This is a genomic window from Tildeniella sp., assembly GCF_059505325.1.
The window spans coordinates 233,095-251,144 of record NZ_JCACKI010000050.1 but is presented as its reverse complement, the minus strand read 5'-3'; the positions used below and the strand labels follow the sequence as shown (position 1 = coordinate 251,144).

The 18,050-nt window shown below is 51.5% G+C and carries 13 protein-coding genes; 5 read left to right on the top strand and 8 right to left on the bottom strand.

Translation table 11 applies throughout. From position 1 onward, the window contains the following. Nucleotides 1-11: 11 nt before the first annotated feature. The 6 genes from AC5JO6_RS17535 to brxE all read right to left on the bottom strand — a co-directional run bounded on the left by AC5JO6_RS17535 (nt 12) and on the right by brxE (nt 6,625). Nucleotides 12-623 (bottom strand): hypothetical protein, encoded by a 612-nt coding sequence (locus AC5JO6_RS17535; RefSeq protein WP_496082349.1) that lies wholly within the window; start codon nt 621-623, stop codon nt 12-14. Between the two features lie 71 nt (nt 624-694). Then, nucleotides 695-844: a hypothetical protein gene (locus AC5JO6_RS17530; RefSeq protein WP_496082348.1), complete on the bottom strand. Its 150-nt coding sequence runs from the start codon at nt 842-844 to the stop codon at nt 695-697. Nucleotides 845-893: 49 nt separating this feature from the next. Then, nucleotides 894-4,547, bottom strand: coding sequence for a BREX system P-loop protein BrxC (gene brxC / locus AC5JO6_RS17525; RefSeq protein WP_496082347.1), 3,654 nt, complete (start codon nt 4,545-4,547; stop codon nt 894-896). Between the two features lie 8 nt (nt 4,548-4,555). Next, entirely contained in the window at nt 4,556-5,194 is a 639-nt protein-coding gene (locus tag AC5JO6_RS17520; RefSeq protein ID WP_496082346.1) for a BREX protein BrxB domain-containing protein, read from the bottom strand. Continuing rightward, nucleotides 5,187-6,008 (bottom strand): BrxA family protein, encoded by an 822-nt coding sequence (locus tag AC5JO6_RS17515; protein WP_496082345.1) that lies wholly within the window; start codon nt 6,006-6,008, stop codon nt 5,187-5,189. The genes AC5JO6_RS17520 and AC5JO6_RS17515 overlap by 8 nt, the downstream gene beginning before the upstream one ends. A 5-nt stretch (nt 6,009-6,013) precedes the next feature. Next, nucleotides 6,014-6,625, bottom strand: coding sequence for a BREX-6 system BrxE protein (gene brxE / locus AC5JO6_RS17510; RefSeq protein ID WP_496082344.1), 612 nt, complete (start codon nt 6,623-6,625; stop codon nt 6,014-6,016). Nucleotides 6,626-7,346: 721 nt separating this feature from the next. Here brxE and AC5JO6_RS17505 point away from each other — a divergent pair. Beyond that, complete coding sequence (locus AC5JO6_RS17505) at nt 7,347-7,676, top strand: hypothetical protein (RefSeq protein ID WP_496082343.1); 330 nt, start codon at nt 7,347-7,349, stop codon at nt 7,674-7,676. A gap of 211 nt (nt 7,677-7,887) precedes the next feature. Further along, on the top strand, nt 7,888-8,640 hold the full coding sequence (locus AC5JO6_RS17500) for a hypothetical protein (protein ID WP_496082342.1): 753 nt from the start codon (nt 7,888-7,890) through the stop codon (nt 8,638-8,640). A 254-nt stretch (nt 8,641-8,894) separates the two neighbouring features. On the opposite strand, the gene AC5JO6_RS17495 is transcribed toward AC5JO6_RS17500, so the two are convergent. Both AC5JO6_RS17495 and AC5JO6_RS17490 read right to left on the bottom strand, forming a co-directional pair. Beyond that, on the bottom strand, nt 8,895-9,332 hold the full coding sequence (locus AC5JO6_RS17495; protein ID WP_496082443.1) for a hypothetical protein: 438 nt from the start codon (nt 9,330-9,332) through the stop codon (nt 8,895-8,897). 302 nt (nt 9,333-9,634) lie between these two features. Continuing rightward, nucleotides 9,635-13,357, bottom strand: a complete 3,723-nt coding sequence (locus AC5JO6_RS17490) for a glycerophosphodiester phosphodiesterase family protein (RefSeq protein WP_496082341.1) — start codon at nt 13,355-13,357, stop codon at nt 9,635-9,637. Between the two features lie 525 nt (nt 13,358-13,882). Between AC5JO6_RS17490 and AC5JO6_RS17485 the strand changes: the two genes are divergently transcribed. The 3 genes from AC5JO6_RS17485 to AC5JO6_RS17475 all read left to right on the top strand — a co-directional run bounded on the left by AC5JO6_RS17485 (nt 13,883) and on the right by AC5JO6_RS17475 (nt 17,994). Then, on the top strand, nt 13,883-15,703 hold the full coding sequence (locus AC5JO6_RS17485; RefSeq protein WP_496082340.1) for an ABC transporter ATP-binding protein: 1,821 nt from the start codon (nt 13,883-13,885) through the stop codon (nt 15,701-15,703). A 404-nt stretch (nt 15,704-16,107) separates the two neighbouring features. Beyond that, nucleotides 16,108-16,851 carry a slipin family protein gene (locus AC5JO6_RS17480; protein ID WP_496082339.1) on the top strand — a complete coding sequence of 248 codons (744 nt, stop codon included), beginning with the start codon at nt 16,108-16,110 and terminating at the stop codon, nt 16,849-16,851. Between the two features lie 306 nt (nt 16,852-17,157). Continuing rightward, a complete protein-coding gene (locus tag AC5JO6_RS17475; protein ID WP_496082338.1) occupies nt 17,158-17,994 on the top strand; it encodes an Npun_R2479 family HD domain-containing metalloprotein in 837 nt (278 codons plus the stop codon). Nucleotides 17,995-18,050 lie beyond the last annotated feature (56 nt).

Sequence of the window (18,050 nt, the reverse complement as noted above, 5' to 3'; positions counted from 1 at the left end):
AAATTGATGATTCAGGTCAAGTTCTGTTCACATTCCCGGAAGAACGCACGTAAAATGCCGAGCAGAATGGACATCTCACCAATGCCATGCAAGAGCAATTCATAGACCTTGCCAGCCATCGTCAGTTTGTAGAACTTCCAGCCTTCTCCATTAGTGACAATGCCATAAATATCGATCGAGCGACCAATCTGCTGATTTTCCCACCAGCAGGCTTTCATGGAGACAAGACACTGAGCAACACCCTGTTCAAAGTCATCCTTTTTCGCTTCGATGACACAGACAAAAGGAGCTTCCAGGTAGGCGCGCCGTTCCGCTAAAAGATAGTCCACATTGCCACAAACCGTTTCTCCCTCCAGGTAAGCTCCTTTCCAAATCTTCAACCGTTCAAAGCCTTCCAAACCTTCCTCGCAAATAGCATCAATCAGCAGGGTTTTAGAGACCTCAAAACTTTCTAAATCGAATCGCTTTAAGCGGTCTAACCGCTTTTGAAAAAAGTCACTAATCGGTACTGGCTCAGCGGCGATCGCCCATTGCTGTAACTCAGTAATCCCTAGATGCTTAAATGCGTCTTTGTAGGTAAAACTAGAAAAACTCCGCTTTCTTTGCTGAGTTGCCTGGGTCATAATGCTCCTTTCACTGCATCAGAATGAATTTCTTGCTTAATGAGGCTATTCTCAGTTTGCCTTGCGGAAATCTAAGCCGCCGTTAAAAAAACCACTTTGCCATCCTGCCAGATCGCGATCGACTCTCCTAGCTTGCGATGCCGTTCAATCGCTTGGGCGATCGCAGCTTTTGCCAGCTCTATGATTTCTTTGTATGGTGCCGTCTGATTAACCTCAATCATTTCAACCCTCCGTAATTTGGTTCCAGCTTTTTAGAGAAGAAATAAGCCTTCAAGACTCGCTGTATTTTTTATGCTCATAGACCAGACGCACACAGATATTTGGTTTTCCCTCCAGTTGATCCAATAAACGATCTTCCAACTGTTTCACTAACGCTTTCACCTCCTCGACCGTTCTCACCTCTCGCCCATTCAGGTTCAAAGGCAACTGGAGCACCTGCTCATCGGTGACAGCAGATAGGGCACTATCCAGCGTCAGATTCGCCTCTTGTTCCGCGTCCTGAAGCCGCAATATGGCAGAATCCCGTAGTTCCAGCAAACTGGGACTGAAAACATCGTTGGTTGTGTCATATGCTGCCTGCCGCACGGGAATTAACACTAAATCGGCTTTGTCCTCACTCAGCTTAAAAAAGCCCTGTCGCTGTTTCAGCCGTTGCCGAATCGCTTCTGCTTGCTGCTCCTGCCGCTCAATCAAGCCCAGACGCACCGTTTTGTAATGCTGCTCGATCGCCTGCAAATGAGGTGCTAAACTACCAATCTCCCGCCAGGGACGATTCAATGCCAGTTGCCCCTCAACGGCAGCAATCGCCGCCTCTACTTCTGCGGTTTGCCCAATTTGTCGCAGTTGAGCCACCTGACGATCGCGCAAATTTACTGCTCGTCCCACAGCAATCACCGCCTCATCGCTCAAGTCGGTCAGCGACATGCCCAATTCCTGAAGCCCATCCCGTAAGGTATCGAGATGCTTTTTAACCGCCAGTACGGTGTCTTCAATCTGCCGCGATCGCAGCGACCCCTCCACTGCCTGCCGTAGTTTGGTCAACTTAGTTGGCAAATCCGGACGGTTGGGTAGGCGATTATAGCGTTGCTCTAACTCTTGCAGTCGCCGAATTTGAAGGGGTAAGTAATCGAAAGTAGCATCGGCGATCGCTTCTTCTTCTCGATCCAGGTCAACGCCCAAGGCATCCTTGAAAAACTGGCAGATTGCCACCTTATCTCTGGCAGTCAGTCCCCCTTCTCCACGCGGCAAAATGTCGGAGCGCCGAATGTCGCGATCGCGGGTAAACAGGTTCTCCACATCCGGATCTTGAATGGAGGTAATTTCCTTACCAGACTCTGGGCGAATCCGAATCTTCTTCGCCCGCAGCAATCCCGCCAGACACGCTTTCACCACATCCACCGAATAGCCAAAGGGTGGACCGCCGAAGTGAGTCAGCAGCACGTTCCCGGCAATGCCATTTTGGTCGATGACATACTGCTCCATGCGAGACGGCACCTGTCCGCTACAGGTAGGGCTGTACTTGCCAGCATCCAGTTCTAAAATGCCCAACCCCTCTGGCATGAATTTACTCGACGGACCGGAAAGATTTTTTTGCAGCAGTTGTTTCAACTCGTTGGGTGTTACAACCAAATCAACATAATGCCTGTAAATATCCAGCAGCACACTTTCACCCACCCCTTCCAGCACGGTGGCAAAGGTTGTGCCGAACTGCTGCTTGTCCAGCGATCGTCCCCTAAAGTAGAGGTCGCCGTCCATGAACGCTTGAGCGACCGCCTCTTTAACCTGCTTTTCCAGTGTTTCGCAGCGGCTTTGTTCGTCAAAGACCAGGCGTTGCTTATCCGGTGAAAGTGACTGGATGCGGTTGATGTATTTATCCACCATGTGGCTCGATTTTGCTAATTCTCGCACCAGACCTGGCAGTCGATCGGGCTTACCCACGACCCAAATCAGGCGATCGCGCAGAACCGCACTATCACTGGCTTGAATCCAGGTCGTTGCACTGCGTTCTTCTTGGGTGTTCAGATAACGAAAATCGACTGTAATCACGGCTAATTCCGTTGCCGATTGCAGACGCTCATCTTGCTGCTGCCGCCCATCACTGTAAAATGCCACCCAACGAAATGAATGACTGCGATAGCGCGGACGTTCAACTGAACCCAACAACTCTTTCAACTTGTCCCCAATCAGTTTGCTGATCGCATCTGGGATCACAGTGTAATTGTCCCGCTCCCGCTGCCATTCCTGCCCGACTGAACTTTGAATTTTGTAGCCCAGTTTTTCGGAGTAAGACAGAAGATTGAGATTTCGCAGCTTTTCCAGTGCCACCAGTACGGTCGGCTGCAAATCACCATCGCCCAGACGATCGTACAAACACTGACTGACCAGTTCTGCGGTTGTCGGCTCCTGCTCCTGAATCAATTCCAACAGTGCCACCGCCTTTGCCACCTGAACCGCTACGCGATCGCCCGTGACTTCTTCATGGCTAAACAGTCGCGCCAGTGTATTCTGCACATCGGCATCCAGCGAGGACTGCTGCACCTCATAAATATGTGCCAATGTAATCAGCACCCCCAGGGGTTGTTCGCCCAGGCGCTGCTCGCGAAACAGTTCACCCAGGAGTTGCAGCAACCCCCGAATCGCATGGTCATCCCCTTTTACCCGACTGGAGCGCGTGCGGAGGTTGGTGGTAATGTGCATCAGCAAGTCCACGTAACCTGGCAGCATCGGGTAGGTTTCCAAAAAATCTTCATCGGTGATGGACTCACACTGGTAGCCATAGAGTCTGAGGCTGCTGCGATGTTGGTCAAACAGCGATCGCAGCTCGGCTTCTTTAGTCGGCGTTTTCTTCAGCAGCCGCTTATGCACCACATCCCGAATATTGGTTGGAGCCAGATGGACTCTTAGCTGCGGTGGAAACCGATCTTTGAGCTTGCCGATATTGCTCGCCTCATCGCTGCTTTCTAGCTGTTGCTGCCCAGTGGCAAGTAACCACGCCCGCCCCTTCAGTTTCTGCCCCAAATCCGACACGAAGGACTGGAGTGCCAGCATCCGGTTGGTATTTTGGTAAATGTACTGGCTGACTTCATCGACCACGACGAACAGGGTTTTGCCGGGTGCCCGCTGATTCAGCATGGCAATGATATCTCTAGTGGTTTCAGCAACTGAGGTGCCAATACCCGTCCGCGAACCCGCTCGACTGTCAAACCAACTCAGCGGATCGACATAACGACTAGGATTCATGACATGCAGCACTTCCGAAAAGGCTTCTTCTGCCAGTCGCGCCTGTTTTGCCGCTGCCCAGGGTTGCCCCAAGGTTGACTCAGCCGCCGCCAGAAACGCTGCCCACTGACCATCTAGTTCCAGGCTCAATTCGGTGTCAGCCACAAAATGGCTGACCGAGCAGTACCCCAATCGCTTTTGAATCTCTCGCTTCACTGCTGAATGGATTTGTTCGTCATCGCGGGCGATCGCCCCAATATCAAACACGACCGCGATCGGGTCAAGCTGGTTCTGTAGCTGTTGCCACGCAGCTTGAAACTCCTGTGCTTTGGGCGAATCGTCCCGCGCCAGCAGCGTATCAGCCAGCGATCGCCCATCGGGTAAGACCAATCCATCCAGTGCGAGTCCTAGGAGTTTGGCAAAGCTGGATTTACCAGAGCCATAAAACCCAGAGATCCAGGCAGCAGGCAAATCTACTCCGCCCGATCGCTTCAGTTCCTCTGCCAGTGCCTTGAGCAGTTTGACAAACTGTTCATGAATGCCTGCCTTAACCCGGTTGTAGCGCGGGTCATGCTCTGGGTAGCCCCCGGTGATGATGTACTCTGAGACCTCTTCCTCCACTTTCGCCGGGTCTTGCTCGTGAAAGTAAACAACTGGAGCAATGTTGCGCGTGACATCGGCAGCAAAAATTTCTTTGATCAGCATGGTGGTACTCAGGAATAGATACGAGGTCGATAATCGCGATCGCAGGACAGTTCACCCATAAATGACAATGCCTTTAAATCTCGGCGTTCGCCTGGGTATAGCAGCACTACGGGCAGGTTGCGGGTTTTGCCGTCAATATGTTTGAGGAGGGCGGACGATCGGAAGAAGGGATATAAAGCGCCTGCCCGTCCTAGAAAAATCAGCGTTTTATTCACATCACTTGGATGGCTGTCCGCAAACTCATTGATCAACTGGATGACATCTTGAGCGATTCCCTCTGCCCCTTCCACATAGAGTGCCAACTTGTCCTTTAAATAGTTCAAGGCGCGATCGGGGTCCTTAGCATAAAGCCGATGTTCTGTGCGAATCAGGCTGTCAAGAATGCGTGGATCTTCCGATTTAGCTCGATTTAGGAAAAGTTGATGCAGCGAGATCACTTGCACAGTCCACCCCTGTGCTCTGAGTTCGTCTGATAATGTGCGAATCCGCTGCCGCAGTTTGAATTCCTCACGCGGATCGTAGGGCAGAATTGCAAAACGGTAGTTTCGCATTGTACTAATTCGAGGTCCGCCTTCATCCAGGAGATCGGTGCGGAGTGCGGCGATCGCGGAGTCCAGAGAAGCATTGTCAAATAACGTTTCAGCCATGTTCCCCTACCCCCAACGCATGACTCGCCCACGTCTGCAAGTCAGGAAACTGCCAGCTAAACTCATGCAGCTCACCCATGCGACTGAAGGAGAGTTCCGGTAACCGTCGGAGGCGCTGCTCCAAAAAACCTTCGCTTAACCCCACCGATGCCAGGTAGGGATTTTCCAGAATCGAACCCTCAAACGAAAGACAGCGCAGGAAATAGAGCCAATACACCAATGCCTCGTCCGTTACTTTGGGATATTTGAGGCTGCGCGTGCCTGGGGTTTCAGAACATAACCCGGCATCAGTCGCAGAGGCGAGCAGTCCGGCTGCCATCCGCTGAATTGTCGCACTTGACCACTCTGTTTTAAGCTGCCCACTGACCCACCGCGACACAACATCGCGATCGATGCTTGGATTAGACTGGTGGCGGCGCTGCTCTAGAAAAATACCTGTAAAAGCCCGGTAGGTCGGGTCACTGAGTTGCATCTGCCAGTGGCAAATATTCTGTCGGGTAACGGGATCATCGGGTTGCCATTGACTCAGAATAGTGAGCGCGATCGGGTAAGCATTATATCGATGGTTAAATTCGGATAGCAGCCGTCGCACCCGATCCAGACTTTTACTCCCAAACCAGCGTTCCTCAAAGGCGACGAGTGCCTGCTTTTCCTTAGGAAGCCCGAGATTGAGGTGTTTCCAGTAAGCTCGACTTTCTTCTACAGCTAGCGATACCCGCAAAAGTCGGGTATGGAATTGCTGAACCTCTGCCCCATAAGAAGGTATGATAGCGGCTGAAAGAGAAGTTTGGCTTGGGGCTGATTTAGATGGCATAGGATCTAAAAATTCCTCAAGCGGTAAAACGGCATTGGGTATCGCTCCGCCAGTGGCAGCAAAGCAGCCACCAAATTCCGAACGCAGAGTTCCAGGGAATCCGGCATTTTCCCCATCAGTTCACGCCCACTTGGAGCAACCTTAAAGTCGATGACTTGATTCGGAATGCGGATAGCTGCCTCAAGATTGGCAGTCGTAAAATCGCTACCCAGTTCCAGAGGCAGGGGTAATGACTGGTCTGGCGATTGCCCGCTGCGCTTGTGTTGACCCAAGCGATCGGCTAGCTGTTCGTCGATGATAAACCCCCAGAAAAATAAAGTGCGAATGTGATCCGGCTGCGCCAGGTTTTGACGGGTTTGTTTATCCTGCTGAATTGCGGCTTGGCGCACTGCTTCCAGAGATGCCCATTCATGGGTTTTTGGCAGTAAGTTTTGCAGCAAATAACCACCCCCAGACTGATCAATCAAGTCAGTGCGCCACCAATTTAACCGCTTCGGCTCACAGAGTCCTTCTCCTGCCCAAGCGATCGTCATCTGAAGTGCCAGAATTGCATCAAGTGTCGGCTCATTGGGTTTTTCGATCGCTTGAGGTGAGCCTTGCTGGAAGATTTCAGTCATACAGGCTGCCCTTCTTTTGTCGATCGTAAGTACTGCTCCAGCAAAATTTGCCCTTGGTTCAGTTCCAGTGCCAATTGCTCTAATTGCTTAAAAGCCAGGGGTGATGGCTGCATCCTGCCATTCTCCCAGCGACTTACGGTTTCATAGGGGGAGCATGTCACTTTTGCGCCCTCACCCTAAATCTCTCTCCCCAAAAGGGAGAGGGACTTCAATCCGGTTCGGTTCCCCTTCTCCCCCTTTGGGAGAAGGGGTTAGGGGATGAGGGCAGTTCGGAATCGGCAAAGATGACATGCTCCCTTCATAGGTGACTCCCAACTGATTCGCAAACTGACCTTGTGTTAGTCCGGTCAGTTGTCGCAACGCCCGGACAAAGTGTCCAACTTCAGGTTGCTTTATTAAATAAGGCTTTTTCAGAGGCATTTTGGGCAAAACATGACGTGCGTCATACCCATTATCCACAGAACGGCTCGTAAGCTAGAACAACTCGATAGTTTTGGTTGTAAATAGAAAACTTCAGCCCCTCGTATTTAAGCTACGATCGCCTCAGTCGTTGCCAAAAGGCAATCGAGGTGGCTATGGGTCTTGCTCCGAGAACTCCAACTCAGGGACACTGGGATGCGTTAGAAGCATATTTTCAGCCCGCAAAACCCTATTCATTAGACAGTTACAACAGCAAGTTACAACCCAGCTCGAAGCCATCCATGCCCAGGAGAAAACTTTCGTGGCAGCACAGCACGAAATGTTAGATCAACTCCGATCGCACCTTGCAACCGATGGGCGATCGCTGGCGTTCACCAATGACTTTCAATCATTTGTTCAATCCTTGTTCACCGCCGCAGGAAACAAACTGGCGGCGAATCCGATTGTCCCTCAGTTCGCCTCAGACCCAACTGCGTGGCAATTACACAGTTTGAAAACACCATTGCAACTCGAACCGATTGAACTGCTGTGGAAAGAGAATGTAGATGAAGAGGATGAGCTTTATACTCTTTACTTCCTTCGGGTAGGGATGCAATTGGCAATCAACAAATGGCTGATGCTGCATAACTAACTGGTTGGCATATGACCGTGCCGTGAAAGTGCAAAGTTGGCTGATGGGATTTGTGTTGGCTGAACAAAAACCGGTAGTGCCCTTACGTAAAGGACAGAGAAAAAAGCCTAATTCTGAGAGCTTTATCTAGCAAGCCTTCTAAAAATGGCGATTATTCTTCATCCTTTAAGAAATAGAGCTGCCCAGTAAGCGACTTCCGGGTGCGTTGTATGTGCACATCTCTGCCCTGCCAAGCCTTGACCCAGCACTGCAAACCGATGAGCGATCGACTCGACGCTATCTGCAACAGCCGATCGCACCAACGCTGATTAAATTCACTACGGCTCAACCCAAAATCTCCTATTTGTTCTATCCCGACTTTGAAATTGACCCACATCCCGCCCTTGAGCAAAGTATCCAGGTAGACCTAAGTACAGGGCAGGTGAGTAGTCGTGATTATCGAGATACCGACAATCCACCCGTACTCCATCGCAAAGAGACCTTTATTGCGCCCAGCCATCCCCACTACAACGAATTTGCTGAATTAACCCGCCAACAGGATCGCCTGGGTCTACTGACTAACTCGCGTGAGATTGGCACCCGTTTCGGCTGGCAGCAGCGCCTAGCAGCCCACCACGTTGAACTGCACGGTCATCGGCTGGCTTGCCCGCTGCGGGCATTGAATCGCACTCCACCCCAGATCGATCGCCACAAAGCGGCTCTAGTGCGGATCGCTCTTTCTAAACCTGTCCGATCGGCACTGGAAGCAGGGCTGTTCACAGCAGGCACCACGTTTTTTGACTATGGCTGTGGGCATGGTGGTGACGTTCAACGCATGGCTGAACAGGTGTTTGAGGGTGCTGGTTGGGACCCCCACTATCAGCCTGATACCCTTCATGTGGCTGCCGATGTCGTCAACTTAGGCTACGCCATCAATGTGATCGAAAACCCAGCGGAACGGCGAGAGGCACTGGTCAATGCCTGAGCACTGACCCGGAGAGTACTCATTGTCTCAGCACAGATTCTGATTGAGGATCGCATTCGCGGCACGATCATTTATGGCGATGGTGTGATTACGCGCCGCAATACCTTTTCGGAGCGCCGACCTTTTTACTCAGAGCGCCGACTTTTTTGCTCCAGCAGTCAAACTCAGGCAAAAAAGTAACCGGGTTTCTGGAACGCAGGCGATCGCGGCGACGCTAACGCTTCGGCAAGAAACCCGGTTACGGCACCACAGCATCAAACGTTGATGGCTTGCGGCTTGGCTTTGCGGGTGCGACGGGCAAAGCGTTGCCCCAGTTCTTCCACCATGCCTTCTAAACCAGCGCCCTGTCCACTTGCTTTTGCATAGTTATACACCTGCAACGCTGCTGCCATCGCCTCACTGCCTGCCGCCATCGTCGTATCGTCTACCAGTTCTTGCAGTTGTGCCAGCGCTACGACGATCGGATACATCGCCTCAAACAACTGCACATCCTTCCGCATTTCATCAATGTCAAACGATCGCGGTAAAAAGTCCGGGTTCTGCCTTGCCACTTCCAACGCCTTGCTCACAAATGCCCGACTTTTATCGCCCATCTTCGGCAGCGATCGGCGTTTCTCTGCCGTCAAGTCCAGCAAAAAGGGTAGCTTTTCTTTGAGCGTGGCAATGGCTGTAAGTGCCTCAACTGCATCTATCCCGGCAAAGCGTCAGGCTAGATGCAGTTCATCTCGGTCGGTTTGAGTCAACGTTGCGCTCACTTGATTGGTCGTCATCAGTAGATTTTTCTGACGAAATTTACAGGCTTTAGATTGCCCAGATTTGAAAAATCATGCACTCCATTGCCGATCGCCTATCAGACAGGTTCTCACCAAGAGCCAGTTTTTCTACTACGAGAAAGCGCCCTGGAGGTTCGATCGAACTCCAAAGCGCTTTTCAGCCCTCATTTCATCTCAGGAAGCAGCAACGCCCTAGAAAAACACTGCGATCGAGATGGAAATTAGATCGAGATGAAGTTGCTGGCGCTGAGGCTGCTTGCCTGCACACCCGATAGCACTGCCAGAGTTGCGCCCTGACGCTTGATCAGTGTGTCGTTGGCATTCAGTTCGGTGCCTTGCACGATCGAGAGCCTGTTAAAGCCCAAACCTGCTGGTAAGCCGATCGTGTCAGTGCCGTTCTCAAAGTCGGCGATCGTCTGCGTTCCCCCTCGTGTGAGTGCAAACGTGTCGGCACCTTCACCCCCTTTAAGGACGTTGTTGCCGCCGCCACCTCTCAAAAAGTCATTACCAGCACCCGCATCGAGGTAATCATCGAGTTGATCACCCCGGAGGCGATCGTCGCCATCTGTGCCCTCATAGGTCTGGATGTTTAACCCTGCCAACCCGACGCGTGGATCGAGGTTGAGGGGTTGTTCCAGTTGCAGGACGATGATTTCGTTGTTGTCGATCGCGGGTGGACGACCGGATGAAAACGGATAGTTGTTGTCGTTGGCAACCAGAATCGTGTTGGCATCTAGCACCAGCACATCCTCAATGGTCTGGAACGGGAAGTTAAAGCTCGTGCTACCGTCGTTGTTCAGATCATCAGGGTCTTGGATATTCAACAGATTGGCAATTTCTGTCTTAGCGACGAAGCCGTTGGCATCCTGCTGAGAAAAATCGACCTTGAAGATCTTCTTGAACTGGGCGGCAGATCCCTGGTTGTTATCGCGCTCGATGATCAGGTATTCGTTGCTGTTGACGACGGTAATATCGCCGATCGCGTTGGCAGGGTTTTCCAGCTTGTAATAGCCGACCAAGCCTTCGTATTGCTGACTTGCCACATCGAACTCGTAGATCCGCAGTGCGCCTGCTGGATCGCCAACCACGGTGCCTTCGAGTAGGGGATATAGTGTGGACTTGTCGGGGCTGATTGCCAAACCCTCAAAGCCTCTGGAACCACCCAGATTAGACACCGCTGGAGGCGTAATGAAGGTGCTACGAGCATCTTCGCCTGTACCGGGGAAGTCGGTAAAGTAGCCGTCTACACCCAGCTCAATGAATTGCTTGAATTCCGCCAGCGGATCGCCGTTGTAGCTGTCGGGCAAGAAGAAGCTTTCGTTGCGGAAGGTGTAGGGATGCACCAGCAAGCCAGCAGTGTGAGCATCAGCAACCAATGTGGTGGGAGTGCCTGTAATGCGATCGCCGTCGCTAATTTGTCCATCCCCATTCAGGTCATCGGGAAGCCCATCGCTGTTGCGATCGACCGTTGCGAGTGGCACAATCCGCTGCTTGTTGGGTCCAATGCCCTGAGCGTAGGTGGCAATCTCTGTCAGTCCTGCCGGGGTTGAAAGATCAGTGTAGGTGCGCGTGTCACCACTCACCACAAAGTCGTAGGGGCGACCAGAACCGCCAAACAGTTGCACCAGGGGAATATCGATGCCTGCGGTTGGCATGATCGTGGTGTTCAACGCTTTCAGGTTGGCAACCTCAAAGGATTGAATGTAGATCCGCGATGGATCGGTGAAATTCTGCTTCACCAGAGTATCCACCAACAACTGGCTGGTGTTGAAGCCCTGAGCCGCAAAGAATGTCGGGTGCTTGGTTTCGGGGTAGATGCCAATCTTCCGTCCGGTTTCCGCTTCAACTTGCTGTACAAGGTCGATCACTTCATCCAGCGTGGGTACTTTCAGCCCATCGTTGTTGAAATCGGTGCCGCGAATGGCAGGGATGCGCTCGATCGCATTCACCGTTTTGATTTCTGCCAGCGTGAAATCTTCCGCAAACCAGCCTCTGACCAAGACACCATCCAACACTTTGGTCGTAAGGCGATCGGCAAACTCAGGACGATTGTAAATATCGGTGCTGGTGTCGGTGGTATTGAGCGTGCCATCGGCATTCAACACAGCTAACATCGGCTCGTGGCGGGCGATGAGAATGCCATCTTTGGTAACTACGAGATCAGGTTCGATAAAGTCGGCACCATCGGCGATCGCTTTTTTGTAAGCCGCCAGCGTGTGTTCGGGACGTTCGCCACTGGCACCGCGATGTCCAATGACAATGGGCTGATTGCCGCTCAAGGTATTGAATGCGGTGGTTGCGAGCACGTCGGGATTTTGGGGCGATCGGACAAACGGACTCGTAATTTGATCGCGCACCAGATCGCCTGTGCCGGGGAAATCAGTGAAGTAGCCATCCACACCCAGGTTGATGAATTGCTCAAACTCTTTGGCGGGATTGCCCTGATAGTCGGAAGCCAGGAAACGCCCTTCGTTGCGGAAGGTGTAGGGATGCACCAGCAAGCCAGCCGTGTGAGCATCGGAAACCAGGCTGGTGGGTGTCAATGTGACGCGATCGGCATCGTTGATCGTGCCATCATTATTTAAATCGTCTGCGATACCGTCGTTGTTCCTGTCCACATTCTTGACCGACACAATCATGCGCTTCCAGGGTCCGATGCCATCGGCATAGGTAGCAATTTCCGCCAGTCCTGCGGTGGTCTGCAAATCGGCGTAGGTGCGAGTATCGCCTGCCACGGCAAAATCGTAAGGACGCGCATTCACATCCTGATACAGCAGGTCGCCCGTTGCGTAATCCACATCGTAGGCATCCAGCAATTGCACCAGCGGAATGTCGGTCTTGGTGTTCAGTTCCTTCAGGTTTGAGACTTCAAACGACTGAATGAAAACGCGGCTGGTGTCAGTAAAGCCTGTTGCTTCGAGCGTTGCCAGCAGCGGTTCTTCTAGCGATAGCCCCAAATCATCGTGATAGGTGGGGTGCTTGGTTTCGGGGTAGATACCAATGGTTTTGCCCGTATCTTTTTCAACTTGCTGCACTAGCTCAATCACTTCTTGCAGCGTGGGAATCTCAAACACCCCATTGAATGCCTGGGTGCGAAAACCTTGCGGCATGATCGCCCGCAGCGTTTTGATTTCCGCCAGGGTAAAGTCAGAGGCAAAAAATTCGTTTTCGTAGAGCACACCATCCACCGTGCCACTGCGCTTACGATCGGCAAACTCAGGGCGGCTGGCAACATCGGTTGTGCCACCCAAAATGGGTTCGTGGCGGGCAATCAACACGCCATCTTTAGTGGAAACCAGATCCGGTTCAATAAAGTCTGCGCCGCGCTCGATCGCCAGCTTGTATGCCTCTAACGTATGCTCTGGCAGTTCGCCGCTGGCTCCTCGGTGACCAATCACGATCGGAGGCTTGCCATCCAGCGTTTTGAGGTTCACCAAATTGGGTGTCGCAATGGGCGCATCCAGCAATTTGCCCGTGCCGTCGAAGTGCAGCAAAAAGGGACCAAATTCTTCACCGACCCAGATCGTGCCATCGGCGGCAAGCACGAAGGATTCAATGTCAAAATCTGCGCCTGTCAGAAGGCGATCGCCCGTTTCATTCGTAATCGCAAACGGTACTTTTTTATCAGGGTCACGCAGTTGGATGAAGTTCCCAACCTTCACGCTACCGTCACCAGAGGCTTCTGCCCCCTGCAAACTGGGATCAACTTGATAGATTCGCAGCAAAAAATCGGCGCTGTTGTTCTTGGCACCAAAACCGTTGTCTGGCAGAAACCAGAAGCGATTTTCATCGGCAAACTGCACGCCGCTAAAGCCCTGTACAGGCTGACCCGGAAAAGGTCCCGTGCGCCCGTTGCCAGCAATACCGCCGTTTCCGGCTGGAGGTCCCTCTGCGAAGGTGTCTGCTGGGAGCGAGGCAAAGCCCTTGAGTGTTACGTCTGCCATAGTTCGTTTAAAGGGTGATGAAGGGTAGATGTGCTAAAGGTGTAGGTAGATGCGCTGAGTGAAATGGAAAGCTCCCTCACGTCGTTCCTGCTGCTGTCGAGCGAAAGAATAACGGCATTGCTGAATGCAAGTATGATTTGCCCTCATCCCCGACCCTTCTCCCCAAGGAGCAGGGAGCTAGAAGTCTTGTTCCCTCTCCTTTTGGGAGAGGGCTAGGGTGAGGGCGGCTTTGAGCGTTCATACATCGATTCAGCAACGCCAGAATAACCATCCTCCAGTGTTTCCAGAGGGCTAGGAGCTTTCTAGCAACCTCCATAAATCCCACAGAGACTTTAAGACGTGTCTAACGCGCTGTTAACAAGCCAGTAATTCTACTGAAAGACGACTGTGTAGATTTATTGCGTTATCGCCGAGCGTACTCAACATGTTCTCGTTGAAATGTTTTTGTAGCAGACGTTACGCAGCGCGAGTAAAGCTCGCTACGCTACAGTTGGAAAGCACGTTCTTTTCGGCTCTGGTTACCCTATGACTGGCTCGATCGCACCCCCTACAAAACCCGATCGCCGCGTGCGAGAAACCGACTGGCGCTTGTTTATGCGGCTGGCAGAGTATGGGCTGCGAGACAAGCGTTTGCTGGCATGGTCGTTTGCGCTGCTGGTGCCAACGGCGATCGCAGGTGCGCTGCAACCAATTCTCATTGGCGAGGCAATTTCCCTCATTCGTCAAGAGCCAACCACCTGGGGCTTTTTGCGCCAGATGTCCTTAACTGACGGGATCAACCTGCTGGCAGGGATGCTGCTACTCACGCTGATTCTGCGGACGTTCTTTGATGCGCGACAGGGGTTCCTCGTGCAAAAAATGGGACAACGCATTACAGCAGACATCCGGCAGGATTTGTTTCATCACGTCACCTCACTGGCAATGCGCTTTTTCGATCGCACTCCCGTCGGACGCTTGATCACGCGACTCACCAGTGATGTAGAAGCGTTGGGCGATGTGTTTTCCACGGGCGCGATCGGCATTTTGGGTGATTTGTTTTCGATCGTGGTGCTGGCGATCGCCATGTTCTTGTTGCAGTGGCAGTTGGCGCTGTTGCTAACCGCCATGCTGATTCCAGCTACCGTACTGATCATCTACTTTCAGCAGCAGTATCGCAAAGCCAACTATAAAGCGCGGGAAGAGTTGTCTATCCTGAACTCCACGCTTCAAGAAAATATTGTCGGCATTAACGTCGTTCAATTGTTCCGCCGCGAGGCATTTAATGCTGACCTGTTTCGCACCATCAACCAGCGCTACATCAAAGAAGTAGACAAAACCATCTTTCACGATTCCGCCATTTCTGCCACGCTGGAATGGATCTCACTCGCCGCGATCGCCGCTGTCCTTTGGCTTGGTGGCAACCTCATTCTGGGTAAAACCCTCAATCTGGGGCAACTCTCAACCTTTATTCTCTTCTCTCAACGTCTGTTTGATCCGCTACGTCAGTTCGCCGAAAAATTCACCGCCATTCAAGCAGGGTTTACGGCTGTGGAACGGGTGAGCGATATTTTTAACGAGCCGATCGACATCCGCGATCCCGAACATCCCAAAACCCTTGACAGCAGCCCTGGATCGACCACAGGCGAAATCCGCTTCGAGCATGTCTCGTTTGCTTATAAAGAAGGTGATTACGTCCTGCATGACCTCAACTTCACCATTCATCCCGGTGAAAAAGTGGCGCTCGTAGGTCCCACAGGTGCAGGCAAAAGTTCCATCATTCGGTTGCTCAGCCGACTATACGAAGCCACCGAAGGTTGCATTTTAGTCGATGGCGTGAACGTCCGCGATCTGCCGCAAACGGAACTGCGACGACACATGGGCGTGATTTTGCAAGATGGGTTTGTCTTTGCTGGTGATGTGAAAAGCAACATTACGCTTGGCGAAACCTACCCGTTTGAGGCAATTCAATCTGCCGCTGAACGCACCAATGTGTCTGCCCTGATTGAACAACTACCGCAAGGCTATGACACTTTATTACGTGAACGAGGCACCAACTTGTCAGGTGGACAAAAGCAACTGCTTGCCTTTGCCCGTGCCGCCATCCGCGAACCCCGCATTCTCGTCCTGGATGAAGCCACCGCCAGCCTGGATGTTGGCACCGAGTCACTAATTCAAGACGCGCTCGATCATTTACTGGAAAACCGCACGGCAATTATTATCGCGCATCGCTTGTCTACCATTCGCAACTGCGATCGCATCCTCGTCCTTAAGCGAGGTCAACTCGTCGAATCGGGTAGCCATGAAGAGCTTCTCAGCCAGGGCGGACTCTATGCCAGCCTGTATCAGTTGCAGATGCTGGAGAGTTGAGAGAGAAGGAGATGGGGAGATGAGGAGATGGGGAGATGAGGAGATGGGGGGTGAGGGATGAGTTTTGAATTAATTTTCTCCCCCTGCTTCCCCTGCCTCCTCTGCTTCCCCTGCCCCCTGCCTTCTGCCTCCAACCAAAGCTATAGTAGAAACCAACCGCCACCTGTATCAAATTTGGAACTTGTCACGTTACAGGGTATTGCGGACGGCAGGTTCCAGGGTTCGACTCCCGGCGCTTTTGGTAGCACCTTTACTCCCAACAAAGGAAGAACCGTGCAATGCACAACTGAGCAGTGATTTGCAACGTTGAGGATACCGTCTTGGTGCTTGCAGCTTGACTCAATGAACGTTCCTCACTGCTCAGTGTTCTTCTGACCACGATCGCTGACAATCGTATGAAAAAAATGTTCAAGCGGATCTCGATAAAACCGAATCAAATTGGTTATTTGTACAGAAAAAACCACTTCGATCGACGGCTGCAACCAGGCATTTATCGCTTTTTTGATTGGAGGGCAGAAATTGAGGCGATCGCGCTGCCCACCACTACAAAATTACTGAGTGTTTTAAATCAGGAAGTGTTAACCAAAGACAACATTGCCTTGCGCTTTTCCTACATCGTTGAATACAAAATTAGCGATGGAGAACGTTTTCTCTCAGCCTTTGATGTGTTTCAAAGCAGCACTTATCTTTTATATGAAGCAGAGCAATTGATTCACAATTTGACTCAGGTTTATTTGCGGCAGGTGATTGCTGCGATCGACAGCGAAGCCATCAACGAACAGCGCACTGAAATGCTCTCAACTGTACCCGCTGAATTGCGAAATCGTTTAGCTAACAGTGGTCTTGAAATCCAGCAACTTATTCTGCGGGATATTACCTTCCCGAAAATGATTCAAGACCTATTTGCAAAACAGCTTGAGGCAAAAATTAGAGCAAAGTCTGATTTAGAAAATGCGAGAACCACAGTGGCAACTGCAAGAGCGTTAAAGAATGCTTCAGAGCTGATGAAAGATGACGAAAACATCAAGTTCTTTCAAGTCTTAGAAACCATTACAAAAATTGCTGCTAACGGTAAACATACATTTGTCATTGGCGATCTTGGTTCGACTGGTTTGGCAACCCGCAACGGTACGCCTAGCCAAGTCTAAGTACCTTATATGCGATTCCCAACCCAGTGAAGTACAGTCGCAAAGAGGCAGAAGGCAGAGGGCAGAAGCAAAGAGGATCACAGTTTTCCTTCTGCCTTAAAACCTGAGAACTTGTACCGCACTCAGGCGAGAACCGCTAGAGCAGAGTGGTTTTTAGCGGCACATCGCGTTACACATAAAAACGAAACGCAGGAAAATTAACTGAATTTTTCAGCATTCACCGCACAATCTTGTATAAGGGTTCTTAGAGTTCCTCGCGTTTCTCCCTTTCCTCCACTGCCTACTTAGCGCAAGCGAGCCGCCAGCATGTTCAACGCCACTGAACTTCTCATCGAAGACTTCGTGACCAAACTTAAAGAAGGTTATCGTCGCACCTATGGAGGCTGGAAGTCTGACTACGAAGATATCATTGGCTGGGTTGGCTCAATGGCAATGGAAAATATTGCCAACAGTGATGCGCTCTACCACAACGTTGAACACTCCATTCTGGTCACTCTGGTTGGTCAGGAAATTTTACGCGGCAGGCACATTCGCATGGGTGGCGTTTCTTGCGAAGACTGGCTGCATTTTATTATTTCGCTCGTCTGTCATGATATCGGCTACGTGAAAGGTGTTTGCCGCCAAGATCGGGATGGGTTTTACGCTACAGGTAAAGACGGCAGCATGGCGAATCTTCCGCCTGGATCTTCTGATGCAGGGCTGACTCCTTACCATGTCGATCGCGCCAAACTGTTTGTCGATGAGCGTTTTGGAGGGCACAAGCTAATTGACTCCGAAGTCGTGAAGCGAAATATTGAGCTGACTCGCTTCCCTGTCCCTGCCGCCGAAGACCATCAAGATACAATTAACTATCCAGGCTTAATCCGTGCGTCTGACTTGATCGGTCAGCTGAGTGATCCTCGTTACCTCAAGAAAATTGGGGCGCTGTTTTATGAATTTGAAGAAACGGGCGTGAACAAAGCGCTCGGCTATCGGCACCCTGGCGACCTCCGTAAAAACTACCCCAAGTTCTACTGGCACGGCGTTTTTCCGTACATTAAGGACGCGCTTTACTATCTCTCGCTGACCCAACAAGGTAAACAAATCGTCGCTAACCTCTATTCCAACGTCTTTGTAGTGGAACATGAGAAGCCAGAGGACTAGGGGCTGTCGTCAATTTCAGCCAAAATCCCAATGGTGGAAAGGCTACAGCCCCTAGC